Origin of the sequence: Labrys wisconsinensis, from assembly GCF_030814995.1 — a bacterium.
Lineage (GTDB): Bacteria > Pseudomonadota > Alphaproteobacteria > Rhizobiales > Labraceae > Labrys > Labrys wisconsinensis.
In genome coordinates this window covers 274,980-299,241 of the sequence record NZ_JAUSVX010000011.1, presented here as the reverse complement: position 1 = coordinate 299,241, position 24,262 = coordinate 274,980, and the positions used below count along the sequence as shown (strand labels likewise).

General features: G+C 70.1%; 26 protein-coding genes. 11 read left to right on the top strand and 15 right to left on the bottom strand.

The genetic code is table 11. The features are described 5' to 3' along the window. Window positions 1-6: 6 nt before the first annotated feature. A complete protein-coding gene (locus QO011_RS26650) occupies window positions 7-402 on the bottom strand; it encodes a winged helix-turn-helix transcriptional regulator (RefSeq protein ID WP_307278984.1) in 396 nt (131 codons plus the stop codon). Between the two features lie 122 nt (window positions 403-524). Between QO011_RS26650 and QO011_RS26645 the strand changes: the two genes are divergently transcribed. The 3 genes from QO011_RS26645 to QO011_RS26635 all read left to right on the top strand — a co-directional run bounded on the left by QO011_RS26645 (window position 525) and on the right by QO011_RS26635 (window position 3,847). Then, window positions 525-980: a (2Fe-2S)-binding protein gene (locus QO011_RS26645; protein WP_307278981.1), complete on the top strand. Its 456-nt coding sequence runs from the start codon at window positions 525-527 to the stop codon at window positions 978-980. A 12-nt stretch (window positions 981-992) separates the two neighbouring features. Further along, window positions 993-3,209 carry a xanthine dehydrogenase family protein molybdopterin-binding subunit gene (locus QO011_RS26640; RefSeq protein ID WP_307278978.1) on the top strand — a complete coding sequence of 739 codons (2,217 nt, stop codon included), beginning with the start codon at window positions 993-995 and terminating at the stop codon, window positions 3,207-3,209. A gap of 65 nt (window positions 3,210-3,274) precedes the next feature. After that, window positions 3,275-3,847: a hypothetical protein gene (locus tag QO011_RS26635; RefSeq protein ID WP_307278975.1), complete on the top strand. Its 573-nt coding sequence runs from the start codon at window positions 3,275-3,277 to the stop codon at window positions 3,845-3,847. A gap of 11 nt (window positions 3,848-3,858) precedes the next feature. On the opposite strand, the gene QO011_RS26630 is transcribed toward QO011_RS26635, so the two are convergent. Beyond that, window positions 3,859-4,110, bottom strand: a complete 252-nt coding sequence (locus QO011_RS26630; protein WP_307278972.1) for a hypothetical protein — start codon at window positions 4,108-4,110, stop codon at window positions 3,859-3,861. 162 nt (window positions 4,111-4,272) lie between these two features. Between QO011_RS26630 and QO011_RS26625 the strand changes: the two genes are divergently transcribed. The 3 genes from QO011_RS26625 to QO011_RS26615 all read left to right on the top strand — a co-directional run bounded on the left by QO011_RS26625 (window position 4,273) and on the right by QO011_RS26615 (window position 7,319). Continuing rightward, window positions 4,273-4,947 (top strand): response regulator, encoded by a 675-nt coding sequence (locus tag QO011_RS26625; protein WP_307278969.1) that lies wholly within the window; start codon window positions 4,273-4,275, stop codon window positions 4,945-4,947. Next, window positions 4,937-6,337 (top strand): sensor histidine kinase, encoded by a 1,401-nt coding sequence (locus QO011_RS26620; RefSeq protein WP_307278967.1) that lies wholly within the window; start codon window positions 4,937-4,939, stop codon window positions 6,335-6,337. The genes QO011_RS26625 and QO011_RS26620 overlap by 11 nt, the downstream gene beginning before the upstream one ends. A 157-nt stretch (window positions 6,338-6,494) precedes the next feature. Beyond that, window positions 6,495-7,319: a Cof-type HAD-IIB family hydrolase gene (locus QO011_RS26615; RefSeq protein WP_307278966.1), complete on the top strand. Its 825-nt coding sequence runs from the start codon at window positions 6,495-6,497 to the stop codon at window positions 7,317-7,319. A 43-nt stretch (window positions 7,320-7,362) separates the two neighbouring features. Here QO011_RS26615 and QO011_RS26610 read toward each other — a convergent pair whose 3' ends face one another. Beyond that, window positions 7,363-8,910 carry an FAD-dependent monooxygenase gene (locus tag QO011_RS26610; protein ID WP_370882007.1) on the bottom strand — a complete coding sequence of 516 codons (1,548 nt, stop codon included), beginning with the start codon at window positions 8,908-8,910 and terminating at the stop codon, window positions 7,363-7,365. A gap of 157 nt (window positions 8,911-9,067) precedes the next feature. Here QO011_RS26610 and QO011_RS26605 point away from each other — a divergent pair, with 157 nt between their 5' ends. Beyond that, window positions 9,068-9,655 (top strand): TetR/AcrR family transcriptional regulator, encoded by a 588-nt coding sequence (locus QO011_RS26605; protein ID WP_307278960.1) that lies wholly within the window; start codon window positions 9,068-9,070, stop codon window positions 9,653-9,655. Window positions 9,656-9,726: 71 nt separating this feature from the next. Here the strand turns inward: QO011_RS26605 and QO011_RS26600 are convergent, their stop codons facing one another. The 4 genes from QO011_RS26600 to QO011_RS26585 all read right to left on the bottom strand — a co-directional run bounded on the left by QO011_RS26600 (window position 9,727) and on the right by QO011_RS26585 (window position 13,454). Then, the gene (locus QO011_RS26600) at window positions 9,727-10,605 is read right to left on the bottom strand and encodes an ABC transporter permease (protein ID WP_307278957.1); all 879 of its coding nucleotides are present in this window, start codon (window positions 10,603-10,605) and stop codon (window positions 9,727-9,729) included. Window positions 10,606-10,617: 12 nt separating this feature from the next. Next, window positions 10,618-11,427, bottom strand: coding sequence for an ABC transporter ATP-binding protein (locus QO011_RS26595; RefSeq protein ID WP_307278954.1), 810 nt, complete (start codon window positions 11,425-11,427; stop codon window positions 10,618-10,620). 92 nt (window positions 11,428-11,519) lie between these two features. Continuing rightward, on the bottom strand, window positions 11,520-12,536 hold the full coding sequence (locus tag QO011_RS26590; protein ID WP_307278951.1) for an ABC transporter substrate-binding protein: 1,017 nt from the start codon (window positions 12,534-12,536) through the stop codon (window positions 11,520-11,522). A gap of 165 nt (window positions 12,537-12,701) precedes the next feature. Continuing rightward, window positions 12,702-13,454, bottom strand: coding sequence for an AcvB/VirJ family lysyl-phosphatidylglycerol hydrolase (locus QO011_RS26585; protein ID WP_307278949.1), 753 nt, complete (start codon window positions 13,452-13,454; stop codon window positions 12,702-12,704). A gap of 63 nt (window positions 13,455-13,517) precedes the next feature. Here QO011_RS26585 and QO011_RS26580 point away from each other — a divergent pair, with 63 nt between their 5' ends. Next, window positions 13,518-14,372: a MipA/OmpV family protein gene (locus QO011_RS26580; protein WP_307278947.1), complete on the top strand. Its 855-nt coding sequence runs from the start codon at window positions 13,518-13,520 to the stop codon at window positions 14,370-14,372. Between the two features lie 12 nt (window positions 14,373-14,384). On the opposite strand, the gene QO011_RS26575 is transcribed toward QO011_RS26580, so the two are convergent. The 3 genes from QO011_RS26575 to QO011_RS26565 all read right to left on the bottom strand — a co-directional run bounded on the left by QO011_RS26575 (window position 14,385) and on the right by QO011_RS26565 (window position 16,966). Continuing rightward, complete coding sequence (locus QO011_RS26575; RefSeq protein WP_307278945.1) at window positions 14,385-14,849, bottom strand: DUF3833 family protein; 465 nt, start codon at window positions 14,847-14,849, stop codon at window positions 14,385-14,387. A gap of 120 nt (window positions 14,850-14,969) precedes the next feature. Then, complete coding sequence (locus QO011_RS26570; protein WP_307278942.1) at window positions 14,970-16,301, bottom strand: ATP-binding protein; 1,332 nt, start codon at window positions 16,299-16,301, stop codon at window positions 14,970-14,972. Then, window positions 16,298-16,966: a response regulator transcription factor gene (locus QO011_RS26565; protein WP_307278938.1), complete on the bottom strand. Its 669-nt coding sequence runs from the start codon at window positions 16,964-16,966 to the stop codon at window positions 16,298-16,300. The genes QO011_RS26570 and QO011_RS26565 overlap by 4 nt, the downstream gene beginning before the upstream one ends. Before the next feature lie 180 nt (window positions 16,967-17,146). Between QO011_RS26565 and QO011_RS26560 the strand changes: the two genes are divergently transcribed. From QO011_RS26560 to QO011_RS26550, 3 genes are all read left to right on the top strand, one after another. Continuing rightward, window positions 17,147-17,743, top strand: a complete 597-nt coding sequence (locus QO011_RS26560; RefSeq protein ID WP_307278935.1) for a phosphatase PAP2 family protein — start codon at window positions 17,147-17,149, stop codon at window positions 17,741-17,743. A 180-nt stretch (window positions 17,744-17,923) separates the two neighbouring features. Further along, the gene (locus QO011_RS26555; protein WP_307278933.1) at window positions 17,924-19,471 is read left to right on the top strand and encodes an ABC transporter substrate-binding protein; all 1,548 of its coding nucleotides are present in this window, start codon (window positions 17,924-17,926) and stop codon (window positions 19,469-19,471) included. A 14-nt stretch (window positions 19,472-19,485) separates the two neighbouring features. Then, entirely contained in the window at window positions 19,486-20,424 is a 939-nt protein-coding gene (locus tag QO011_RS26550) for an alpha/beta hydrolase (protein WP_307278928.1), read from the top strand. Window positions 20,425-20,460: 36 nt separating this feature from the next. Here the strand turns inward: QO011_RS26550 and QO011_RS26545 are convergent, their stop codons facing one another. From QO011_RS26545 to QO011_RS26525, 5 genes are all read right to left on the bottom strand, one after another. Beyond that, entirely contained in the window at window positions 20,461-21,366 is a 906-nt protein-coding gene (locus tag QO011_RS26545; RefSeq protein WP_307278925.1) for an AcvB/VirJ family lysyl-phosphatidylglycerol hydrolase, read from the bottom strand. A gap of 141 nt (window positions 21,367-21,507) precedes the next feature. Continuing rightward, window positions 21,508-21,894, bottom strand: a complete 387-nt coding sequence (locus tag QO011_RS26540; RefSeq protein WP_307278923.1) for a hypothetical protein — start codon at window positions 21,892-21,894, stop codon at window positions 21,508-21,510. A 72-nt stretch (window positions 21,895-21,966) separates the two neighbouring features. Then, window positions 21,967-22,224 carry a hypothetical protein gene (locus QO011_RS26535; protein ID WP_307278920.1) on the bottom strand — a complete coding sequence of 86 codons (258 nt, stop codon included), beginning with the start codon at window positions 22,222-22,224 and terminating at the stop codon, window positions 21,967-21,969. 64 nt (window positions 22,225-22,288) lie between these two features. Beyond that, window positions 22,289-23,083 (bottom strand): COG4705 family protein, encoded by a 795-nt coding sequence (locus tag QO011_RS26530; protein WP_307278917.1) that lies wholly within the window; start codon window positions 23,081-23,083, stop codon window positions 22,289-22,291. Window positions 23,084-23,193: 110 nt separating this feature from the next. Further along, window positions 23,194-24,021 (bottom strand): SDR family NAD(P)-dependent oxidoreductase, encoded by an 828-nt coding sequence (locus tag QO011_RS26525; protein ID WP_307278913.1) that lies wholly within the window; start codon window positions 24,019-24,021, stop codon window positions 23,194-23,196. Window positions 24,022-24,262 lie beyond the last annotated feature (241 nt).

The following is a 24,262-nucleotide window of genomic DNA, read 5'->3' as shown; positions in this document are numbered from 1 at the left end:
AAGCCCCTACCCACCTCGCCCGTCATAAGCAGCCCGCGCCTGCTCCACCGCGTCGAGATTCGTCCCAGCCCACATCCACACGCCGCAGAGCGAATGGCTGAGGCTCTCGCCGAGCGGCGTCAGCCGATAGTCGACCCGCGGCGGGATCTCGGCATGGACGCGCCGCACCACCAGGCCGTCGCGCTCGAGCTGGCGCAGCGTCTTGGTCAGCATCTTCTGGCTGACGCCCTCGACCTTCTCGCGCAACCGCGAGAAGCGCAGCTCCGCCTCGCCCTCCAGGGCGTCGACCACCATCAGCGTCCATTTGTCGGCGATGCGCGCCAGCATCTCGCGCACCAGCGCCTCCTTGGCCGGGGTGATGAGGCAGGTCTGGGCGAGCTCGGCGGGAACCTTGGTATCCATGGGGTAAGTATAGCGCCTCCGGGTGCCGTCTTGCCAGCGCCGGGCGTGCAGTTAAGCTCGGTTCCAATGAGGCCGATCAAGGCCCGCGCTCTCCTGTCCACCGCGAATTGGAGGTCCGCCCGATGCCCCGCATCACCGTCAACGGCCAATCCCACGATCTCGACGTCGCGCCCGACATGCCCCTGCTCTGGGCCATCCGCGACCATCTCAACCTCACCGGCACCAAGTTCGGCTGCGGGGTGGCGCTGTGCGGCGCCTGCACCGTGCATCTCGACGGCGAGCCCGTCCGCTCCTGCCAGATCCAGGTGCGCGATGTCGTCGACCGCGACGTCACCACTATCGAGGGCCTCGAAGGCAAGACCGCCAAGGCGGTGCAGGGCGCCTGGCAGCGCCTCGACGTGGTGCAGTGCGGCTACTGTCAGTCCGGCCAGATCATGACCGCGGTCGGCCTGCTCTCGGCCAATCCCAAGCCGACGGACGCGGATATCGACAACGCCCTCGACGGCAATGTCTGTCGATGTGCCACCTATGTGCGCATCCGCGCCGCCGTCCACGAAGCCGCCAAAGAGCTGGCTTGAGGAGGCTGCGCCATGATCACCGCCCGCCAGCTCCAGGCCCTGCATGCGCCCGAGGCGCGTCCCCTGCCCCTGCCCAGCCGCCGCGCCTTCCTGCAGGGCGCGGGCGCCGTCGCCGGCGCCCTGATCGTCGGCACCGTCGTCGATTTCGGCGGCCGCTCCGCCGCTGCGGCGACCTTCAAGGATGGCCCCGCCCCGAACGCCTTCGTGCGCATCGGTACCGACGACAGCGTCACCGTGCTGATCAAGCATCTCGACAAGGGCCAGGGCATCGCCACCGGCCTCGCCACCATCGTCGCCGACGAGCTCGACGCCGACTGGGCCAAGGTCAGGGCCGAGTTCGCCCCGGCCGACGCCAAGCTCTACAACAACCTGTTCTTCGGTCCGTTCCAGGGCACGGGCGGCTCGACCTCCACGGCCAATTCCTGGATGCAGATGCGCATGGCCGGCGCCGCCGCCCGAGCCATGCTGGTCGCCGCCGCGGCGGCGGAATGGGGCGTGCCGGCGGCCGAGATCACCGTGGTGAAGGGGGTCGTCGGCCACGCCTCCGGCCGCAGCGCCAGCTTCGGCGCTCTCGCCGCCAAGGCCGCCACCATCACGCCGCCGACGGCGGTGACGCTGAAGACGCCGGACCAGTGGGTCTATATCGGCAAGCCGCTGCCGCGGCTGGATTCCGCCGACAAGACCACCGGCCGCACCATCTATGCCATGGACGTGCGCCGGCCCGGCCAGCTCACGGCCGTCATCGCCCATCCCCCGCGGTTCGGCGGCGTGGTGAAGGCGGTGGATGCCAGCGCCGCCAAGGCGGTGGCGGGCGTCGTCGACGTGGTGACGCTGCCCGCCGGCGTTGCCGTGCTGGCCCGGGACACCTGGTCGGCGATGCGCGGGCGCGACGCCCTCAAGGTCGAGTGGGACGATTCCAAGGCCGAGACCCGCTCGACCTCGACCATGATGGCCGACTACAAGGCGCTGGCCGCCAGGCCCGGCGCCGTCGCCGCGGCGCGGGGCGACGCCGCGGCCGCCCTCCAGGGCGCCGCCAAGGTGATCGAGGCGGACTTCTCCTTCCCCTATCTCGCCCACGCCCCGATGGAGCCGCTCAACGGCGTCATCGAGGTCCAGGCCGACGGCAGCGTCGAGATCTGGGCGGGGTCGCAGTTCCAGACGGTGGAGCAGGCGACGGTGGCGGCCATCCTCGGCCTGAAGCCGGAGCAGGTGAAGATCCACACCCAATGGGCCGGCGGCTCCTTCGGGCGCCGCGCCACGCCGCAGGCCGACTATTTCGCCGAGATGGCGATGCTGGCCAAGGCGACCGGCGGCCGGACGCCGATCCACCTGGTCTGGACGCGCGAGGACGACATCCAGGGCGGCCATTACCGCCCGATGTTCCATCACACCGTGCGCGCCGGCCTCGATGCCGCCGGCAAGCTGGTCGCCTGGGAGCACCGGCTGGTCGGCCAGTCCTTCATCGTCGGCACGCCGCTGGAAGCGATGGTGGTCAAGGACGGCATCGACGGCACCGCGGTGGAGGGCGCCGCCGACCTGCCCTACGCCATCCCGAACCTCGCGGTCGACTGGCACCGCGCGGACTCGCCGATCCCGACGCTGTGGTGGCGCTCGGTCGGCCACACCCACACCGCCCACGCGGTGGAGACGGTGATGGACGCCATCGCCGCGGCCGCGGGCAAGGACCCCGTCGCCTTCCGCCTCGCCCTGCTCCAGGACCATCCCCGCCATGCCGCGGTGCTGCAACTCGCCGCGGACAAGGCCGGCTGGGGCGGCCCGATCGAGAAGGGCCGCGGGCGCGGAGTCGCCGTGCACGAGAGCTTCGGCAGCTTCGTGGCCATGGTGGCGGAGGTGACGGCCAAGCCCGAAGGCGGCGTCAGGGTCGACCGGGTGGTGGCGGCGGTCGATTGCGGCATCGCCGTCAACCCAGACGTGATCCGGGCGCAAGTCGAGGGCGGCATCGGCTACGGCCTCGGCGCCGCGCTGCGCAACCAGATCACCCTGACCGACGGCATCGTCGACCAGGCCAATTTCGACACCTACGAGCCGCTGCGGCTCTCGGACATGCCTGATGTCGAGGTCCATATCGTGCCCTCGAGCGAGACGCCCTCGGGCATCGGCGAGCCCGGCGTGCCGCCGGTGGCGCCGGCGGTCGCCAATGCGGTGTTCGCCGCCACCGGCCGGCGCCTCTGGTCGCTGCCCTGGGACTTCAACGCCAAAGGCGCCTGAGCCCCGTGCCCGCTTGCCGCGCCGCCCGGCGGCGCGGCTCCGTTCCCCATCCGGAGACGTGCCCCATGGCCCTTCCCGAACACCCCGCTCGTCGCCTGCGCCGGATCGCGGCGGGCGCCGCCCTCGCCCTGGCGGCCCTGCTGGCGCTGCCCGCCGCCGGCCTCGGCGAGACGTCCGACCTCTTCGCCCCGATCGCCAAGGTGCTGCAGAGCCCGCGCTGCGTGAACTGCCATCCCAGAGGCGACAACCCGCTCAACGGCGACGAGGGCCGGCCGCACCGCATGAAGATCACCCGCGGCATCGACGGCCTCGGCGCCGACGGCGCGCGCTGCTACGCCTGCCATCGCGACGAGAACAGCAAGACCACCATCGTGCCCGGCGCGCCGCACTGGTCGCTGGCGCCGGCCAGCATGACCTGGCAGGGGCTGAGCGAGAAGGAGGTCTGCGCCGTGCTGAAGGACCCCAAGCTCAACGGCAACCGCAGCCTCGCAGACCTCGTCACCCACATGAACACCGACCAGCTGGTGCTCTGGGGCTGGAACCCCGGCAAGGGCCGCGCGCCGGTGCCGATCCCGCACGACGAGTTCATCCGGCTGCTCAAGGTCTGGGTCGACGCCGGCGGCCCCTGTCCGGCCTGACGCGCGCCCGGTTAAGCCGTCCGGCCGTTCGCCGGCCGCACCAGGTTCTCCCCGATCGCCCGATGGCCGAAGCCCTCGTCCGGGCGCCTGGCGATGTCGACGGCGACATCGACGGCGCGGCCGTCGCGGATCGCCTGCCGCGCCGCGGCGCAGGCGGCATCGAACGCGGCTTCGGCATTGTCATAGCTGCGGCTCACCTCGCCGCCATGATGGATGACCCAGCCGCCCTGCGCCGGGCTCACGGTATAGCTCGCCTGTCCCATGGATGGTCTCCGCCGGCCCCCGACGCGGAACAATGACGGAGCGGCGAAATGGTTCCGGCGCCCCTCGCCGCGGCCGGCCGCCGATCGCGCCTTCGCTTCCACGCGCAGATGGCGTAGATTCCGCAGCCGTGCCGTCCTCGTGCGGTGACGCGAACGGCCCCGATGCGCATCCTGCTGGCGGAAGACAATCGCGAGCTCTCGCAATGGATCGCCCGGCTGCTCCGGCGCGACAACTACGTCATCGACTGCGTGCATCGCGGCGACGAAGCCGATGCGGCCCTCGCCAGCCAGGACTATGCCCTGGTCATCCTCGATCTCGGCCTGCCGCATCTCGACGGCATCGAGGTGCTGAAGCGCCTGCGCCGGCGCGGCCGGACCACGCCGGTGATCATCCTTACCGCCAACGACGCAGTGTCGAGCCGGGTGCAGGGCCTGGACAGCGGCGCCGACGACTATCTCATCAAGCCGTTCAACGTCGAGGAATTCGAGGCCCGCATCCGCGCCCAGCTCCGGCGCGGGCGCAGCACCTTCGATCCCCTCGTGCGCTTCGGCACCCTCGGCTACGACACCCAGGGCCGCGCCTTCAGCGTCAACGGCACGGCGCTCCACCTCACGGCGCGCGAGCACGCCGTGCTGGAGACCCTGATCCTGCGCGCCGGCCGGCCGGTGCCCAAGGACGTCCTCACCGACAGCGTGTTCGGCTTCGACGACGAGGCCAACCCCAACGCGCTCGAGATCTGCGTGCATCGCGTCCGGCGCAAGCTGGAAGGCAGCGGCGTCGCCATCGCCACGCTGCGCGGCCTCGGCTACGTCCTGAGGATCGCCGATGGCGCCTAGGAGCCTGCGGCGCGAGCTGCTCGCCTGGCTCGTCGTGCCGCTGGCGGCGGTAGTCTGCTTCAACGTCTGGACGACCTACGAGAACGCCTCCGCGACGGCCGGCCTGATCACGGACCGGACCCTGCTGGCCTCCGCCCGGGTGATCGCCGAACGCATCCGGCAGTCCGACGGGGCGCTGGAGGCGCCGATCCCGCCCTCGGCCCTGGAAATGTTCGCCTCCGACGAGCCGGACCGGGTGATCTATCACGTCACCGCGCCGGACGGCACGCTGATCGCCGGCTATCCCGACGTGATGGCGCCGCCGCAGCCGCCCAAGGGGCTGGAGCCGGTCTATTTCGATGCCGTCTTCCGCGACCAGCCCATCCGCGCCGTCGCCATCGCCCAGCCCATCATCGGCGCGGGAAGGCCCGGCAGCGCGCTCGTGGCCGTCGGCCAGACCCTGCGGGCGCACGACAAGCTCGTGACCGGCCTCTGGCTCAAGGCGCTGCGCGACCAGGTCCTGCTCGTGGCTGCCGCCGGCCTGCTGGCGGCGTTCGGCCTGCGCCGCGGCCTTGCGCCGGTGATGCGCCTGCGCGAAGCCGTGGTCGAGCGCGATCCGACGGAGCTGAAGCCGTTCGCGACCGACAAGGTCCAGGCCGAGCTGCGACCGCTGGTCGAAGCCCTGAACGAGGCTTTCGACCGGGTGCAGCGCCTGATCGCCACGCAGCGACGCTTCGTCGCCAACGCGGCGCACCAGCTGCGCACGCCGCTCGCCCTGCTCAAGACCCAGGCCAATGTCGGCCTGCGCGAGGCCGATCCGCGGGCCAAGGACGAAGCCCTCGCCGCCGTCGACGCTTCGGTGGACCAGATGGCGCACCTGTCCAACCAGTTGCTCTTCCTCGCCCGCGCCGAGCAGGGCAGCGCTTCGCTGCGCAAGGCGGAGGTGGATTTCGGCGCCACGACCCGCGAGGCGCTGGAGGGCCTGGCGCAGATGGCTCTCACCCGCGACATCGACCTCGGCTTCGAGGCGGCTGCGGAACCGTTCCGGCTCTGGGGTCACTCGACGCTGCTGCGCGAGCTCGTCGTCAACCTGGTCGACAATGCCCTGCGCTACACGCCGGCCGGCGGCATGGTGACGGCGAGCCTGCGCCGGGCCGGCGGCGATGTCGTCCTCACCATCGAGGACAGCGGTCCCGGCATCCCCCTCGCCGACCGCGAACGCGTGTTCGAGCGCTTCTATCGCCGGCCCGATGCCGGCAGCGAGGGCACGGGCCTCGGCCTCGCCATCGTCCGCGAGATCGTGTCGTCGCACGAGGGCCAGGTGCAGCTCGGCGACCGGACGCCGCCGCCCGGCCTGCTCGTCGAGGTACGGCTGCCCGCCCATGGGCCGCCGGCGGCGCCGGCCGCCTGAGAGGCCTCGCCGGCCGCCGGGGGAGGTGCTAATCCTGGCTGTCGCCGCCGGCCTGCAACGGCGCCAACCGGTGCCGCATAGCCGCGCCCCATCTCGGCCAAGGAGGACGCATGCCACCGCTGACGCAGCCCCAGACCCGACTGCCGGAGCGCCGCTCATGACCGGCCGACGCAAGATCCGCCTGCTCGTCTCGGATGTCGACGGGACGCTGGTCACCCACGACAAGGTGCTGACCGAGGAGGCCAAGGCCGCAGCCCTGGCGTTGCGCCAGGCCGGCATCGCCTTCGCCATCACCAGCAGCCGGCCGCCGCGCGGCATGCGCATGCTGTTCGAGCCCCTGGCGCTCGAAGGCCCGATCGCCGGCTTCAACGGCGGCGTCTATGTCAAGCCGGACCTCTCCATGGTGCGCAGCCACCTGCTCGACCCTGCCGCGGCACGCGAAGCGGTGACGCTGATGCGCGATGCCGGCCTCGACGTCTGGGTCTACACGCCCGACGAATGGCTGATCCACAACCCCGACGCGCCGCACGTGGCGCGCGAGGCCTGGATCATCAAATTCGATCCCAAGGTGGTGCAGGACTTCAGCGATGCCCACCTCGCACAGGCCGCCAAGATCGTCGGCGTCTCCGACGATGCCGACCGCGTCGCCGCCTGCGAGGCCAAGGCGCAGGCGGCCCTCGGCGACCGGGCGAGCGCCGTGCGCTCGCAGAGCTACTATCTCGACGTCACCCACCCCCAGGCCAACAAGGGCGCGGTCGTCACCACCCTGTCCGGGCTCCTCCACATCCCGGCCGAGGAGATCGCCACCATCGGCGACATGCCCAACGACGTCCTGATGTTCCGCCAGAGCGGCTTTTCCATCGCCATGGGCAATGCCAGCGACGCGGTGAAGGCGCAGGCGAGCGCGGTGACGGACAGCAACGAGGACGAGGGCTTCGCCAAGGCGGTGCACCACTTCATCCTCGGCAGGGAAGGTGGTTAGCCGACATCGCAACCTTGAGACCATCGCCGCGGCGTGGGCCGGTTCAGGCAGGCTCACGCTCCTCATCGGGCTCGCCGAACCATCGCGACGCGGCCTCGGCGGCTTCCTCGAGGTCTGGGGCGGCCTCGACGGCCCAGGCAACGACGCCATCGGGACGGACAAGAACGGCGCTCAGGCCCAGCCGATCCCTGGCGTCACCGGCGACATAGGCGATTCGACCACGCCAGCGCATGGCGAGCGCCCGGAGCGGCGCACGAGCGTCGAAGTCGAGGATCAGGCCCCTGCCCGTCCCGAGGAGATCGCCGAGCTTCGTCCCGTCGGCCAGCTCGAAGTCGGGAGCGCTGCGGCCCACCAGCGGGTGGCTGCCGCCGAGATCGTATCGGAGAGAAACAGCCCACACGCGCTCGGCAAAGTATGTCGCCCCGTCGCGCGTCTCGATGAGATCGCGGATGATGGCTTCGAGCGCGCGCGAGCTCCGGCTCGGCCGCATCAGCGCGACCTGGGCGCGCGACCAGTCGAGGACCTGCGCTCCCACCGGATGCCGTTCGCTCCAATAGCTGTCGAGCAGACCGGCCGGCGCATCGCCGCGGATCGTGGAAGCCAGCTTCCAGCCCAGGTTCATCGCGTCGCCGAGCCCGAGGTTGAGCCCCTGGCCGCCCAGGGGAGAATGGATGTGCGCGGCGTCGCCGGCGAGCAGCACCCGCCCCTTGCGGTAAGCGGTCGCCTGAAAGGCGCGATCCGTCCAGGTCGTGGCAAGCCGGAGGGCCGTGACGGTGACCTCGGCGCCGGAGATCCGGCGCAGGACCGCCTGCACGTGGTCGAGCGTGATCGGCCGGGTGCGGTGGAAGGCACCCCCGTCGAAATCGACCATCGCGACGGTTCCGGGCTTTTGGTAGGTATACATGCCCGTCGGCGTGTAGTGGCGGCCCGGCTCGAGCTTGTCCGGATCGGCCATCTCGACCTCAACGGAATAGCCGGTGAACTCCGGATCGGTGCCGACGAACTCGAAGCCGCCGGCCTTGCGCACCGTGCTGCGCCCGCCGTCACAGCCGACGAGCCATCGTCCGCGAAAAATCTCGCCGCCAGCGCGAATGGTCACGTCCTCGTCCGACGGGTCGAGGCTTTCGACGGCGAGACCGCGCCTGATCCCGGCCCCCATCGCGCTTGTGCGAGCGGCCAGGGCGGATTCGAGCTGCTCCAGCTCGATCGCCATGCTGGTGCTGGCCGGACCTGGCAGGCGATACGGCCACTTCGAGGTGTCGATGGTGTCGTGGTAGAACTGGATGCCGGCAAAATGGCCGCCCGGACGGCGCGGCTGCTGCATCCAATGCGCAGCACCCGGAGCGCTGTTGCCATCCGGGCCGTCTTTCGCGCGCTGCGGCGCCGCGATGTCGTTCAGCAATCCGCGGCGATAGAAGGCTTCGATGGTGGGCACGGAAAGGCCGCGCATCCCGAATGGCAGCCGCTTCAAGGGCGAGCTGGGGTTCTCGGCTTGCTCCAGCACCAGCACCGAGACGCCGGCGAGACGCAGCTCACAGGCGAGAAACAAGCCGACGGGGCCGGCTCCGGCGATCACGACATCATAGATCAAGGCGAAAGTCCTCAAGCGCCCCTCGGGCCCGCGCCGGCTGCGGCGATGCTCGTCGGCTTCCCCGATAGGGCACAATTTTTATACTCAGTGTAAATTTACTTATGGTATAAATACCGACATGTCAAACCGACCCGGACTCCGAGACCGCAAGAAGGAGGTGACGCGCCAGGCGATCTCCGACGTCGCAACACGCCTGTTCGTCGAACGCGGCTTCGAGAACGTCTCCGTCGCCGAGATCGCCGATGAAGCGGGCGTCGCCAGAAAGACGGTGTTCAACTACTTCCCCCGGAAGGAGGATCTGGTCTTCGATCGCGAGGAGGAAGGGCGGGCCCTGGTGCGGGAAGCGCTCGCCGGTCGCGGTAGGCAGCCGCCGGTCGACGCGTTCCAGACGCTGATGCGTGCGCTGGTCGAGACGCAACACCCTTTGTTCAGGATCACGGAGCGGCCCGTCCGGTTCTGGCGCACCGTCGCGGAGAGCCCGGCGCTGACGGCGCGCGCGCGCGAGCTTCAGGTGACGCTCGCCGACGATCTTGCCGGACTGCTGTCCGACGCAGCGGGCCGGTCGCAGGCCGATCCCGACGCGCGTCTCGCAGCGGCAATGCTGATGGCCACGCTGGTGGTCGCCTATGGCGAGGCGCTCCGCGCCTTTCGCGAGAACCGAAAGCCCGAGGCGGCTTTCGTGAGCGTGATGGACCGCGGCTTCGCCGGCGTCGACGCCGCGCTCGTCGGGACGCCTTACGTCTGACGTCGGAGGCTCTGCGGCACAGAAGGCGCGGCAGCGCTTCCGGCGCCACCGCTGCCGGGCTCGAAGCGTTCCTACTGCGTCTCGTGCAGGGGCTGCGGCCGCCATTTCGCCAGGCGTTGCTCGACCAGGGTCATGACATATTCGGCCGCCAGCGCCACGACCATGACGATGACGATCGCCGCATACATGCCGGCGGCGTCGAACGAGCCCTTGGCGACGTTGATCAGCAGGCCGATGCCGTAGCGCGAGCCGACGAACTCGCCGACGATGGCGCCGATGATGGCGAAGCCGAAGCTGACATGCAGGCTGGCGAAGATCCAGCTCATCGCCGAAGGCACGATGACCGAACGCGTCAGCTGCCAGTCCGAGGCGCCGAGGATGCGGGCATTGGCGATCATCGCCCGATCGGCCTCGCGCACGCCCTGGAAGGCGTTGTGGAACACCACGAAGAACACCATGACGAAGGCGAGCGCCACTTTCGAGCCGAGGCCGAGGCCGAAGATCATGATGAAGATCGGCGCCAGCACCACGCGCGGGATCGAGTTGATCACCTTGATGTAGATGGAGAACACGTCCGCCGCCATCTGGTTGCGGCCGAGCGCGATGCCGATCACCACCCCGGCGATCGAGCCCGTGACGAAGCCGATCATCGCCTCCTCCATCGTCACCCAGAGGTGGTACCAGAGCGGCCCCTCCGAGGTGCCCTCGGTGATCCACTCGTAGAGGCGGCCGGCAATGGTGCTCGGCATGGCGTAGAAGAATGGGTCGATCCAGTTGAGGCGCCCGGCGAGCTCCCACAGGCCGAGGAAGACCACCAGGATGCCGACGCGCCAGGCCGTCACCATGCGGCGGCGATGCCCGGCGGCCTTGGCGGCGGCGGCCTCGATCTCGGCATCGGAGGTGCCGGGCCGGAAGGCGGCGGCGCCGACGTTGAAGGTCGCGTCTGCCATGATGCCCTCTCCTCAGGCCGCGGCGCGGGCGTAGCTGGTCTGGACCTCTTCCTTGAGGTCGTCCCAGATCGTGCGCGAATAATCGATGAAGCGCTGGTCGTAGCGGATGTCGGCGACCACGCGCGGCCGCGGCAGGTCGATCGGGTAGACCGATTTCACCGTCGCCGGACCTGCGGTCAGCACATAGACCTTGTCGGCGAGCGCGATCGCCTCCTCGAGGTCATGGGTGACGAAGACGACGGAGGCCTTGGCCTGCGACCACAGGCGCAGCAGCTCCTCGTGCATCAGCACCCGGGTCTGCACGTCGAGCGCCGAGAACGGCTCGTCCATCAGCAGGATCTCCGGCCCGTTGATGAAGGTCTGCGCCAGGGCGACGCGCTTCCTCATGCCGCCCGAGAGCTGGTGGGGATAATGCGTCTCGAAGCGCGACAGGCCGACGCGGGCGAGCCAGTCGCGGGCGTCGGCATAGGCTTGCGCCTTGGGCCGGCCGCGGAACCGCGGGCCGGCGACGACATTGTCGACCACCGAGCGCCACGGGAACAGCGCGTCGGTCTGGAACACGAAGCCGACGCGCGGATCGATCCCGTTCACCGGCTCGCCCATGACGCGGACCTCGCCGGCGCTGGGCCTGGCCAGGCCGGTGACGAGGTTGAGCGTGGTCGACTTGCCGCAGCCGGTCGGCCCGACCACGGCGACGAACTCGCCGCGCTCGACGGTCATGCTGAAATCACGCAGCGCCGTCAGCGATTTCCCCGTCGGGGACAGGAAGCGCCGGCTGACATTGATCAGCTCGATCGCCGGGATGGGCTTGCCTTCGGACATGGGCGGCTCCGGGGGGCGGGCGAGCCGCATCGCGGGCGGAACCCGGCGATGCGGCGCAAGGGCGGATGCGTGGTCGCGCGGGCGGCCGGGGCCTAGCTGGCCTTCTTCACGAACTCGGTCGTGTAGGTCTTGGACAGGTCGATCTGCTTGCCCTGCAGGTCCTTGGAGAACGAGGACAGCACCTTGAGCACCGTCTCCGGCCCGCCTTCCGGCATCACGCCGTCGGCCGTGAACATCGCCTTGCCGTCGGCGAGCGCCTTCACATAGCCGTCCTTGTCGCCGACATAATAGTCCTTCGGCATCTTGTCGGCGATCTCCTCGGCACTGTGCGTGCTGATGAACTTCAGCGTCTTGACGAAGGCGTTGGCGAGCTTCTGTGCCGTATCCTTGTGGGCGTCGACCCACGCCGTCTGCAGGTAGAGCGAGGCCGCGGGATAGGTGCCGCCCAGCGCCGTCTTGGTTCCCTCGATCGTACGCATGTCGATGAGGACGGACGCCTCGCCGGTCTTCAGGAGGCGGGTGATCGTCGGCTCGGTGGTCATGCCCGCCTGGATCTTGTCCTGCTGCATGGCGGCGATGAAGGTGGTGCCGGCGCCGACCGGCACGGAGGTGAACTCGCCGAGCTTCAGGCCGTTCTTCACCGCCAGGTACTGCGTCAGGAAATTGGTGGAGGAGCCGAGGCCGGTCACGCCCAGGCTCTTGCCCTTGAAGTCGGCCGGCGACCTGATCTCGGGATGCTTGGTCGAGACCAGCTCGACCTCGCCGGGCGCCTGGCTGAACTGCACCACGGACTCGACGAACTTGCCCTTGGCCTGCAGGTCGATGCAATGGTCGTAGAAGCCGACCACGCCCTGGACGGCGCCGGCCAGCATCTCGTTCTCCGCATCGACGCCGGCGGGCTCGTTCAGGAGCTCGACGTCGAGCCCCTCGTCCTTGAAGTAGCCCAGCGCCTCGGCGAGCTTGGCGGGCAGGTAGATCTGCTTCTCGTAGCCGCCCACCATGATGGTGACCTTCTCGTCCGCCTGCGCGGCCGAGGATGCGAAGGAGGTGCCCGCTGCGATGAGGGCGGTGAGGGCGGCGGCTTGCAGCAGCGTTCGGGCGAGCGGCATGATGGTGTCCTCGTTCGTTTCCCGCACCCTCCGGTCTCTCCTCGCGCGGGGCGGGATCCGGGGACGCATGCGGCCTTGTAGGCCGTCAACCTTTCATCAAGCTTTCAAGGATCCGGCCGCCGGTCCCTCGCCGCGAATCGCCCCCCTGAGGCGGCTAAGTCTCCCCTAAGTCCGGTGGTCGAGACTTCGCCCGGAAGCAGCGTGGGCGTGTCGATGGCGGCGGGTTCGCGGCAGGAGCCGCTCGATCATCATGTCGGCGACGGGGGCGTAGTTCTCGTCGAAATGATGCCCGCCCGGCCGCTCGACCGCCGTGGCGCCGCGCATCTCCGGAACCGTGCAGCCGGTGTCGTCGGCCTCCCGTTCCTCCCGGCCGTAGAAGCACATCAGCCTGGCATGCGGCAGCCGGGCGACGGCCGGGCGGATGTCGGTCTCGTCCCACATGGTGACGCCGAGAAGGTCCATGACGGTGATCTCGAACAGCGCCGTCGGCTCCGGGCCCATGAGGGCGATCAGCCGCGTCGAGGCCTTGCTGGCGGGCGACAGGCCCGGCCAGGCGAAGGGGACGACATCCGCGCCGAAGGAATAGCCGAGCAGGCCGACGAACCGCGCATGCCAGCGGCGGCGATAGACGGAGACGGCCCGCTCGAGGTCGCGGGAAATCTCCGGGACCGAGCGCTTCTGCAGGAAATACATGAAGCTGTTGAGGCCGACGACGCCGATGCCGGCATCGTTGAGCCGAGCCGTGATCTGGCGGTCCATGTCCTGCCAGCCGCCATCGCCGGACAGGAGCAGCACGAAGACGCGGGGGGCCCGCCCTGGATGGATCTCCAGCGGCAGGTCCTCCAGGCGATCGAGCGGCTGTGCCGGCCCGGCCGGCGGTTCGCGGACGGCTGCAGGAGCTGGGCCGGCCGCGGCCACGAGAAGCATCGCGGCAAGCGCGACGCGACGCACTGGAGGGATCAAGGTTGCGGGCTCCGGCAGATGGCGGACGGGGTGGGACGGGCGGGCCCGGCCGCCGCGCTGGCGGTGTCGGTCCTGTGTGGCTCGGCGATGGCCGGCGACGAGGGCTCTCAACTCTACGCTTCGGCTCCTGCCACGGGCTGGACCATCACCCTCACCGGTACGGTGGAAGTCGGGCCGCTCTATGACGGCGGCCGCCGCTATGGCCTCGGCGGGCTCCCGTCGGTGAGCTGGCGGCCGATCGGCACGCCCGATACCTTCGGCGCCCCCGACGACAGCCTCGACTACACCCTGTTCGAATCCGGACGCTTCAGCTTCGGGCCGGTCCTCAATGTCCGCTTCGGCCGCCACCGGCGGGACGACAAGCGCCTCGCCGGCCTGCGGTCCGTGCCCTGGACGATCGAGCCCGGCGTCTTCGCGCAATACTGGCTGCTGGAGGACCGGCTGCGCGCCCGCGTCGAGATCCGGCGCGGATTTCATGACCATACCGGCTTCACGAGCGACCTCTCCGTCGACTGGGTGGAGCAACTCGGCCGCTTCACCCTGTCGGGCGGCCCGCGCCTTTCCCTCGGCGACGCCGCCTTCATGCGCGCCAATTTCGGCATCTCGCCGGCGGAGGCCGCGGTGAGCGGCGCGGTGCCTGCGTTCAGCCCGGGCGCCGGCGCGAAATCCATCGGCATCGAGACCGCCGTCTCCTATGCCTGGAACGATACCTGGACCACCACGCTGTTCGGCCGCTACGACCGGCTGGTCGGCCCCGCTGCGGAGAGCCCGGTCTCCGACGTCCTCGGCAGCCGGGACCAGTTCACGCTCGGCCTGAGCGTCGCCTGGTCGTTCGACTGGGTCACGGGGTCCGCCTCCGCCGGCAAGCCCTGAGCCGGGCCGCGGTCACGGCTTGCGGAAGCGGATCTCCGCCTCGCCGACGGGCAGGAGGAGGTAGGAGACATGCACGGTGTTCAGCATCGTGCCGTCCGCGCACAGCTCCAGCACGTCGTCGAAATCGAGGGTCCGCCCCTCGGCGCGCGCCGTGTAGCGCAGCCGCAGCCGGCCCTGGCCTTCGACGACGCCGCGGGCCTGACCGACCACGTCCTCGCGGGTGCCCACGAAGGTGGTCGCGCCGGTCTTGGTCAGGTGCCAGACCTTGCGGGCGTGCTCGCCGTCCCAGTAGCGGATGTCCTCGGCTAGCGTGAGCACCGGGCCGTCCCAGTGGCCGTTGGTCTCGACGGTGAAGCGGCGCGTGCTGCCGTCGACCCGGTTGTGGAACGAGCCGACGGCGCGGGCATGACCGACGAACCAGCCCTCGATCACGGCGGTGTCGGCGCGGGCCGGCGGCACGAAGACGAAGGCAATCATCAGACCTGCTGCCACGCCCCTCCACGCCGTCCCCGTGCCCGATCTCATCGTTTTCCCACCAAAGGCCATGCTGCGGGCACGGACCTTGGCCGCTGGGAATTAGCGGCGGCTTAGAGGTTGTTATGGACCATGGATCAGCACCGAAGCCGGGACCGAGAGGCGGGCCGCCAGGCCGATCCCGCAGGCGCGGTTCTCCAGCACGATGGCGATGCCGTGATGCTCGGCGATCGACCGGGCGATCGCCAGCCCCAGGCCGCTGCCTTCGATCGTCGGCGCCGAGGCCCGGAAGAAGCGCTCGAACACGCGGTCCCTGAGCTGCTCAGGGATGCCGGGGCCGCTGTCGCGGATCTCGACCAGACCGTTTCCGTCGGCTCCGATCCCGGCCTCGATCTCGATGGTGCCGCCGCGCGGCGTGTAGCGCACCGCATTGTCCAGGAGGTTGGCGATCAGGATGCGCAGCTCCGACGCCACTCCGCGCAGGCGCAGGGCCGTTCCCGCCTTGATCGCGACGGCGAGGCCGGCAGCCGCCGCCACCGGCGCGATCTCGCGGACGCAGTCTTCCACCAGCGCCGTCAGGTCCAGCACATCAGCGGGCGCCGGGCGGTGATCCGCGTCGTAGCGCGCCAGCCGCAGCAATTGCGCCACCAGGTTCGAGGCTCGGCGTGCTCCCGCCTCGAGATCCGCCAGGCGCGACAGCAGGTCCCGTCCCTTGGCGACGCCCCTGACATTGCCGATCTGCAGCTGCAGGGCCGCGAGCGGCGTGCGCAATTCGTGCGCGGCGTCGGAGACGAAGCGGCGCTGCCGCTCCAGGGCCCGGCCGAGGCGGTCGAGCAGATCGTTCATCGCGCGCACCAGGGGGACGACCTCGCGCGGCACGTCCCGGAGCGGGATCGGCTCGCGGCTGTCGGCCTCGCGCGCGCCGACCACCGCGGCGAGGCGATCGAGGCGGCGCATCACCCGGTCGATGACGAAGCCGAGCAGCAGCCAGGACAGCGGGATGAGCACGACCACCGGCAGGGCCGAGCGCAAGGCCGAGTCCCTCGCCAACTCCTCGCGCACGCTGAGGCGCTGCGAGATCTGCACCGTGCGCTGCGGCGTGACATAGGTGAAGGTCCGCCAGGTCTCGCTCGGGGTCGTCTCGTTCGAGAAGCCGGTGGTGGTTCGCCGGACGATGGGCACGCCCGGGTCCGAGGCGAGGATGGAGCGGCCGGCGACATCCCAGATCTGCACCAGGAAGTCGTCCTCCGGCTCGTAGAGCGGGTCGTCCGGCGTCGGGCGCACCGGCACGCTCGGCGTGTCGTCGACATAATAGGCGATCTGGCGGAGCTGGCTGTCGAGGAAGCTGTTGGTCTCGTCCTGGACGAGGTAATAGGACGAGGCGGCGCTGGCGACACCGAGCACGCCGAGCAGCCCCGACAGCCACAGCAGGGCTTCGCGCCGCAGCGACCTCATGACGATCCCTTGGCGATCATCCAGCCCGCGCCGCGCACGTTGCGGATGACGTCCTTGCCGAACTTGCGACGGACATAGTGGATCAGCACGTCGACGGCGTTGCTCTCGACCTCCTCGCCCCAGCCGTAGAGCCGCTCCTCCAGTTGCGCCCGCGACAGGATGGCGCCGGGACGCTCGCTGAGGGCGCGCATCAGCGCGAACTCCCGTGCCGGCAGGACATGGGCCGCCTCGCGATAGCTGACCCGGTGGGTCTCCAGGTCGAGGACCAGCTCTCCGCAGACCAGCGCCGAGACCGCCTGTCCGCCATGGCGGCGGCGCAGCACCGCGCGCATCCGCGCCATGAGCTCGCGGATCTCGAAGGGCTTGACCACGTAGTCGTCGGCGCCGAGATCGAGGCCCTCCACCCGGTCGTCGAGATCGTCGCGCGCGGTGATGATCAGCACCGGCGTGGCATCTCCCCGCGCCCGCAGCGCCCGGAGCAGCGCGATGCCGCTCTTGCCGGGCAGGCCGAGGTCGAGCAGCACCAGGACATGGCCGGGATTGCGCAGCGCCGCTTCCGCATCGTGGCCGTCGCGCACCCAGTCGACCGCCATGCCTTCGTCGCGCAACGCCTGCGCCAGGGCCTTGCCCACCATCGGATCGTCTTCGATCAGGAGAACCCGCATGGCCCCGTCTCCGCATGGGATCCCGCGAACCGCCGGGATCCGTGCCGCTCCCCGCGAGATCTAGCCCTTCGCGGCGCGGCGGTCCTGCTCATTCTCACCTAATTCTCGGCGCTCACGCTCGATGTCCTGCGGGCCACCGGCTGCAAAGGGCCGCACCGCTTCTCGACGGCATTGCCAGGCATGATCCTCGACTTCAACCGATCGCTGTTCCTGACCATCAACGCCGGCCCGGATCCCAGCGCCGCGGCCATCGCGCTGGCGCGGATGGTCGCGAACTATGCGATCGCGGTCGTCCCGCTGGCGCTGGTCTGGTCCTGGCTGCGCGGCGGGGAGACGGACCGGCGCGCCGCGGTCTCGGCCCTCCTGGCGATCCTTGTCGCGCTCGGCATCGCCAACCTGATCGGCCTCGTCGTGTTCGTGCCGCGGCCGCAGGCGCTCGGGCTCGGCCATGCCTATCTCGAGCATGCGCCGGATTCGTCCTTTCCGAGCGATCACGCCACCGTGCTGTTCGCCGCGGCGCTCGCCTACCGCATCGCCGCCCGCCACGGCATGGCGGTGCTGATGGCGTTCACCGGCGTGGTGGTCGGCTGGTGCCGGATCTATCTCGGCGTGCACTTTCCCGCCGACATGCTCGGCGCCCTCTGCGTCGCGGCCCTCGGGGCGGCGCTGGCGGCCGTGGCGATGGCGCTCGTCGGCGGCCGTGTCCTGCCGCTCGCGACCGGGCTCTACCGCGTGCTGTTCGCGCCGCTGATCGACCGCGGCTGGGTCCGGCGCTGAGCCCGGGCGGCTGTCCGACGGGCCGCGCCCCCGGCGTGACAAGTCATGAAGATGTCGCGTCGCGCCAACTTGCTCTCACATTTTGACCGCATCCTCCCGCCGGCCGGGGGCGAAAGCCCGGCCGGCAGAGCAGCAGCCGAAGCTGCACGCGGCTCGCGACCGCACCAGCCGGAGGGAACCATGACGATCTCAGCGCCCACCCGCCGTGGCTTTCTCGCCGGGGCCGCCTCCGCCGGCCTCGCCGTCGCCGTGGGCGGCCCGGCCCGCGCCGCGGACACGCCGCAGCGCGGCGGCCATTTCCGCCTGGGTGCCAACGGCGCCGGCATCGGCGATTCCCTCGATCCCGCCACCTATACCGGCGGCACGGTAGCGCTCGCCATGCTGGCGGTGTGCAACAACCTCACCGAGATCGACGCCGCCGGCAAGCTGCAGCCCGAGCTCGCCGAGAGCTGGGAGGCGACGCCCGACGCCAAGGTGTGGACCTTCAGGCTGCGCAAGGGCGTGAAGTTCCACGACGGCCGCGACCTCACCGCCAGGGACGTGGTGGCGAGCTTCAACCACCATCGCGGCGAGACCAAGTCGGCCGCCCGCGCCGTCCTGGCGCCGGTCAGCGACGTCAAGGCCGGCGACGACCACACCGTCATCTTCACCCTCGCGTCCGGCAATGCCGACCTGCCCTATCTGATGACGGATTATCATTTCGTCGTCATGCCGGCCAAGACCGACGGCACGCTCGACTGGGAGAAGGCCATCGGCACCGGCGGCTACAAGCTCGATCGCTTCGAGCCGGGCGTGCGCATCGCCATGACGCGCTTCGACGGCTATTTCAAAACCGATCGCGCCTGGTTCGAGTCGGCCGAGATCCTGGCCATCGCCGACGCCACCGCTCGGCAGAACGCCCTGATCGGCGGCCAGATCGACGCCATGAACGGCGTCGATCCCAGGACCGCCAACCTGCTCAAGCGCGTCAGCACCCTCCGGCTGGAGAACGTGGTCGGCACCTCGCACTACACCCTGCCGATGTTCTGCGACGCCGACCCCTATAGGAATCTCGACGTGCGCCTCGCCCTGAAATACGCCATCGACCGCGAGGCGCTGGTCGCCAAGGTGCTGGGCGGCTTCGGCCAGGTCGGCAACGACCACCCGATCGCGCCGGCCAACCGCTACTATGCGGCCGACCTGGAGCAGCGCGCCTATGATCCGGAGAAGGCCAGGTTCCACCTGAGGAAGGCGGGGCTCGACGGGCTCAAGGTGCAGCTCAGCGCCTCCAACGCCGCCTTCTCCGGCGGCCTCGACACCGCGGTGCTGTACCAGGAGGCCGCCGCCCGGGCCGGCATCGAGATCACCGTCAAGCAGGAGGCCGACGATGGCTACTGGAGCGACGTCTGGCTGAAGAAGCCCTTCGTCGAGAGCTACTGGAACGGCCGGCCGACCGAGGACGACATGTTCTCCCTGGTCTATGCCAAGGGCGGCCCCTGGAACGACGCCCATTGGGACAATGAGCGCTTCAACGCGCTGCTGCTGGAGGCGCGGCCGCTGCTCGACGAGGCCCGGCGCCGCGAGATCTATCGCGAGATGCAGCAGCTCGTGCGCGATGACGGCGGCACCATCATCCCGATGTTCGCCAACTATGTCGACGCCACCTCGACCCGCATCGCCCACGGGCCGCTGTCGAACCATCGCTATCTCGACGGCTGGAAATGCATCGAGCGCTGGTGGACGGCCTGAGCGGGGATCCCGCCGTGAGCGTGGTCACCGATCCGGAGGTGCTGGCCTTCATCGCGCAGTCCGAGGCGCATTATCCCGCCGACGCCAACCTGGCGAGCGTCGAGGACAACCGCCGCATCTACGACGCCATGTGCGCCGCCTTCCGCCGGCCGCGGCCGGCGGACGTGACGGTGGAGGACGGCGCGGTCCCGGCGACGGAACCGGAGCGCCGCATCCCGGTCCGCCTCTACCGCAGGGCGGGCGAGGCGGCGCCGGCGATCGTGCTCTACAGCCATGGCGGCGGCTTCGTCGTCGGTGGCCTGGAGAGCCACGACGACGTCTGCGCCGAGCTCTGCGAGGCGACCGGCTGCACCGTGGTGGCGAGCGACTATCGCCTCGCCCCCGAGCATCTCTTCCCCGCGCAGATCGACGACGTCGCCGCGGTCTACCGGTATCTGCTCGACCAGGGACTGCCGGTCGTCGTGGTCGGCGACAGCGCCGGCGGCAATCTCAGCGCCGCGCTCTGCCTGCGCGCCCGGCGGCTCGGCTGGCGTGCGCCCGCCGGCCAGGTGCTGGTCTATCCCGGCCTCGGCGGCGACATCGCTGCCCTGCCCTCCTACCGCGAGAATGCCGAGGCGCCGATGCTGCGCACCGTCGACGTCGAGCACTATGCGACCGTCCTGACCGGCGGCCACCCACGGTCGGAGATCGGCGACCCCGAGCTGTCGCCGCTCGCGGCGACCGACTTCTCCGGCCTGCCGCCGGCCCTCATCGTCACCGCCGATGTCGATCCCCTGCGCGACGACGGCCGCCTCTATGCGCAGAAGCTGCGCGCGGCCGGCGTTCCCGCCACCTGGCGCAACGAGCCCGAGCTGGTGCACGGCTACCAGCGGGCGCGCCACATGAGCCGGCGGGCGCGGGAGAGCTTTGACGCCGTGTGCGAGGCGGTGAAGGCGATGGCCCGAGGGGCTTAACGGCGTCGGACAGGCCGGGACGATGCGGCAACCCTCCTATTGCGGCGCCACGGTCGTCGCCGGCCTGGCCGCAGCGTGCATGTCCCCGGCCGGGTATCCCCGGTTGTCGGCGGTCGGCCCGACGGCTCGCCCCTCCCGGTCGGCGATGTCCAGGGCCTGGGCCACGGCGCGGCCGAGGCCCTCATAGTCCCCGTTGAAATGATGGTCGCCCGCGACCAGCAGCGTGGTCGCGCCTGCTGCGGCGGCGTCCGTGCAGGGCGTCTCGGCAGGGGCCTGGTCCTGGGGGGCGATGCATATCGGCTGGCGACGCGGCATGGCGAGGATGGCCTTCGCGACGTCCGGATCGAAATCCCGCCACGACCTGGCGAGCAGGCCGAAGCCGATCGCATAGTCCGCCTCGCGCGAGGGCGCGATCAGCACGACGCGGGCGATGCGACGGCGGATCTCGGGCCGCAGCGCGCCATAGGCGACGGCGACCACGTCCGCACCGAAACTATAGCCCAGCAGCACAACGGGTTCGTCTTTCCGCCCTTCCGCCTCGACGATGCGGCCAAGCACGTCTGCAACGTCCCGCGGGGATTTCTCACCGCCGAAGAACCGGAACAGCGACAGGCTGTTCACGCCCGCCACCGACCACCCCGCCTCCCGGAGCCGGTCGGCGAGGACGTTGTCGATCGCCCACCATCCAGCATTGCCCGACAGGATGACGACGAGCCCGCGTGGCGTCGCGGCGTGGCCGATCAGCACGGGCAGGTCGGCGAGGGAGGGCGGTGGCGCCCCGAGATGCGTCGTCGTCTTCCACGCCGTGACATTGGCCTTGAGCTCGGGAAACCAGCGCCGGAGGGCGCCGGTGAGCGACAGCATGGCCAGCACCGTTGCCAGCACCAGTCCGGCCGCGAGGCCGGACGTCAGCAGGCGCCTGCCGCGCGACGGAAGCTTCATGGAGGGATCCCGATCGCGCCGCCCGGGATGGGGCGCGATCCCTGACTAGCCGCCGAGACTTATGCCCGGCTTAGGAAAGGCCGGGCGGCGGGGAGCCGCCCGGCACGATCTCGACCCCGATGGCCGATGCAGGGCACGCCGCTACCTGGCGGCGTCTATCGTCCGGATCAGGCTCTGCAGCGCCGTCGCGCAGGCCGTCGCCTGCGGGTTCGGGGTGCGCACCGCCGCCAGGGCTTCGTCGATCGCCTTGTCGACCCTGTGCCAGGCGGCCTGGTCCTTCGGGCGCAGCGTGGGCTCGGCCTTGTCCCAACTCGTCTCCAGGTCCTTGATCCGCACCCGGGCGGCCGGAATGTCGCCCTTGCCGACGAGGCCGAGGGTGTCCTGGGCAATGGCGCGGAAGGCCGCGAGGTCGCCGAGCGGTGCCGGGATCGCGGCGAGCGCGGCCGGGCCCGGCAACGTCATGCCGATCGAGCCGGCTGCGAGGGCGGTGAGGCAGAGGCGTGCGGCGAGAGCGGTCGTCTTCAGCATTGTGATCATCCTTTTCGCGGCAGGGGCGGCAGGGCGGCGCGGACGGCCGCCATGCCGGGTGAGGTCACCGGCTCACTTCATCGCGATGCCGGCCTTGGCGAGGCCCTCGGCGATCGCCTTGTGGCAGGTGGTGTCGTCGTCCGTCTTCATGGCGGCGACGGCCTTCGTGGTGGCGGCATCCAGGGCAGCCTTGGCCTCCGGCTTGAGGTTCGGCGTCTTCAGCGCATCCTCCAGCTGGAGCATGTCGCTTTCGCAGTCGGCATAGGCCGGCCCGGCCAGCGCGCCGCAGATGGCGGCGGAAAGCAGAATGGCCTTGAGCGCAGAGGTCATCGTTGTCGTCCTTCGGATCGGGAGGGAGGGAGGGGGCTGCGGCGCCGCCGGCGGCCGCGCCTGGTCATTCCGCCGCGGGTTGCGGAATTCTGTCCGCCTTGGAGGCGGTCAGATAGAGAACGGTGAGGAGGATGACGCCGAGGAAGAGGATGCTCGTCGTCACCGTGCCGAGGCCGAGCCCGCCGGCGAGCCCTGGCTTGGCCAGCCAGTCGCCGATCGAGGCGCCGAGCGGGCGGGTGAGGATATAGGCGACCCAGAAGCAGAAGATCGCGTTGACGCCGATGACGAAGTAGAGGCCGGCGACGGCGAGGATGGCGAGCCCGAAGACGATCGCCGCCTGGAGGTAGCCGAGATCGAGCCGCTCGGCCAGGAGGTCGCCGACGGAGGTGCCCATCGCGAAGGTGAACAGGATCGCCCCCCAGTAGAAGGCTTCGCGCCGGCTGGTGACGATGCTGTGGATCGAGAGGGTGCGTTCGCGAGCGTACCAGGCGGCGAACACGGCCGCGAGGCAGATGGAGAAGGCGATCGACGTCGTCACCAGGCTGATGCCGAGGCCGTCGACCAGATTGTCGGAGACGAGCGTGCCGACGACGCTGATCAGCACCACCGTGAGCCAATAGACCGGCGGCACATAGCGATCGAGCTTCATCTGCCAGACCAGGGTCGCGAGGAACACGACGGTCATGATCGCCGACGTGATCGAAAGGCCCATGTCGAAGCGGATGGCCAGGAGATCGGCGGCGGTCTCGCCCACCGTCGTCGCCATGATCTTGATGATCCAGAAGTAGGCCGTGACCTCCGGAACCTTGTTGAGCATGACCGAGCCATGCCCGGCATCGAGGCGGCTTGCGTGATTCATTGAGCGGCGCCCTTTCAGTGGACCAGGGCTGCCACGCTATGTCCGCAGATTTAGCTGGGGCTGAGGGAGCGCGGGGATTTCGGCGCGTCCCCGCCTGCGGCCCGGACGGCTCACCAGAGCGCGCCGCCCGTGATCGCGATATTCTCCATAGTGATGCCCCTCGCCCCGTCCCCGCACAGGAAGGCGGCGAGCGCGGCGACCTCGTCCGGCTGGATGATCCGGTTCTGCGGGTTCTGGCCCGCGATGTCGGCCATCGCATCTTCCAGGGTGCGGCCCCTGCCCTCGCGCTCGATGAGCTGCTGGACGTTGCGCCGCATCAGCTCCGTTTCCACCCAGGTCGGGCTGATCATGACGCAGGTGACGCCGTGCGGCGCCCCTTCGAGCGCGACGCAGCGCGTGAGCCCCAGCAGGCCGGACTTCGAGGCGCAATAGGCCGGATTGTCCTTCCAGCCCACCGTCGCCGCCGTCGATCCGATGTTGATCACCCGGCCCCAGCGGCGCGCGATCATCCCCGGCAGCAGCTTGCGCGTCATGCGGAAGGCGCCGTTGAGGTTGGTGTCGATGATCTTCAGCCACAGCGCGTCGGAATGTCCGCAGACCGGCTGCTCCGCCGTCGTGCCGGCGGCGTTGATCAGGATATCGGCCGGGCCGCACGCGGCTTCCGCCGCGGCGACGAAGCCGTCGATCACGGCGGGATCGCGGACGTCGAGATGCCCGACATGCACCTTCGTGCCGTGGCGGGCGAGGCGGCCGCGCACCGACACGGCTTCGTCCGGCTCGGGATAGGCCGCCGCGTCGCCCTGACGGCCTGCCGCCTCCTGCAGGAAGGAGCCGGCCGCGACATTGGCGCCGGCGGCCGCCAGGACGTCGGCGATCGCCAGCCCCTGGCCCGTCAGGCCGCCGGTGATCACGGCGGTACGGCCGTTCAAGGTGCCCATGGTCTGCTCCTAAGGCGTCGTCCCCAAATAAGGGTTTCAGATGATAAGGGCGCGATCCCCTCTCCCGGCTGGGAGAGGGGCAGGGGTGAGGGTCTAAACGCGTCACCAGCAAAATGCAGGCCCAAGCAACGACAGGTAAAATGCTCCGCCCTTTCCGGAAAAGTCTAGTCCCTCACCCCTGCCCCTCTCCCAGCCGGGAGAGGGGTTCCCCGCGTTACTTCGATTCATTTATTCGCCAACG

Coding starts and splice junctions, on each gene's coding strand:
- QO011_RS26535 (WP_307278920.1), bottom strand. CDS start 22,224: ATGACCTCTGCGCTCAAGGCCATTCTGCTTTCCGCCGCCATCTGCGGC.
- QO011_RS26590 (WP_307278951.1), bottom strand. CDS start 12,536: ATGCCGCTCGCCCGAACGCTGCTGCAAGCCGCCGCCCTCACCGCCCTC.
- QO011_RS26560 (WP_307278935.1), top strand. CDS start 17,147: ATGATCCTCGACTTCAACCGATCGCTGTTCCTGACCATCAACGCCGGC.
- QO011_RS26575 (WP_307278945.1), bottom strand. CDS start 14,849: ATGATTGCCTTCGTCTTCGTGCCGCCGGCCCGCGCCGACACCGCCGTG.
- QO011_RS26530 (WP_307278917.1), bottom strand. CDS start 23,083: ATGAATCACGCAAGCCGCCTCGATGCCGGGCATGGCTCGGTCATGCTC.
- QO011_RS26635 (WP_307278975.1), top strand. CDS start 3,275: ATGGCCCTTCCCGAACACCCCGCTCGTCGCCTGCGCCGGATCGCGGCG.
- QO011_RS26595 (WP_307278954.1), bottom strand. CDS start 11,427: ATGTCCGAAGGCAAGCCCATCCCGGCGATCGAGCTGATCAATGTCAGC.
- QO011_RS26570 (WP_307278942.1), bottom strand. CDS start 16,301: ATGAGGTCGCTGCGGCGCGAAGCCCTGCTGTGGCTGTCGGGGCTGCTC.
- QO011_RS26640 (WP_307278978.1), top strand. CDS start 993: ATGATCACCGCCCGCCAGCTCCAGGCCCTGCATGCGCCCGAGGCGCGT.
- QO011_RS26650 (WP_307278984.1), bottom strand. CDS start 402: ATGGATACCAAGGTTCCCGCCGAGCTCGCCCAGACCTGCCTCATCACC.
- QO011_RS26545 (WP_307278925.1), bottom strand. CDS start 21,366: ATGAAGCTTCCGTCGCGCGGCAGGCGCCTGCTGACGTCCGGCCTCGCG.
- QO011_RS26600 (WP_307278957.1), bottom strand. CDS start 10,605: ATGGCAGACGCGACCTTCAACGTCGGCGCCGCCGCCTTCCGGCCCGGC.
- QO011_RS26620 (WP_307278967.1), top strand. CDS start 4,937: ATGGCGCCTAGGAGCCTGCGGCGCGAGCTGCTCGCCTGGCTCGTCGTG.
- QO011_RS26615 (WP_307278966.1), top strand. CDS start 6,495: ATGACCGGCCGACGCAAGATCCGCCTGCTCGTCTCGGATGTCGACGGG.
- QO011_RS26540 (WP_307278923.1), bottom strand. CDS start 21,894: ATGCTGAAGACGACCGCTCTCGCCGCACGCCTCTGCCTCACCGCCCTC.
- QO011_RS26625 (WP_307278969.1), top strand. CDS start 4,273: ATGCGCATCCTGCTGGCGGAAGACAATCGCGAGCTCTCGCAATGGATC.
- QO011_RS26580 (WP_307278947.1), top strand. CDS start 13,518: ATGGCGGACGGGGTGGGACGGGCGGGCCCGGCCGCCGCGCTGGCGGTG.
- QO011_RS26645 (WP_307278981.1), top strand. CDS start 525: ATGCCCCGCATCACCGTCAACGGCCAATCCCACGATCTCGACGTCGCG.
- QO011_RS26565 (WP_307278938.1), bottom strand. CDS start 16,966: ATGCGGGTTCTCCTGATCGAAGACGATCCGATGGTGGGCAAGGCCCTG.
- QO011_RS26525 (WP_307278913.1), bottom strand. CDS start 24,021: ATGGGCACCTTGAACGGCCGTACCGCCGTGATCACCGGCGGCCTGACG.
- QO011_RS26630 (WP_307278972.1), bottom strand. CDS start 4,110: ATGGGACAGGCGAGCTATACCGTGAGCCCGGCGCAGGGCGGCTGGGTC.
- QO011_RS26555 (WP_307278933.1), top strand. CDS start 17,924: ATGACGATCTCAGCGCCCACCCGCCGTGGCTTTCTCGCCGGGGCCGCC.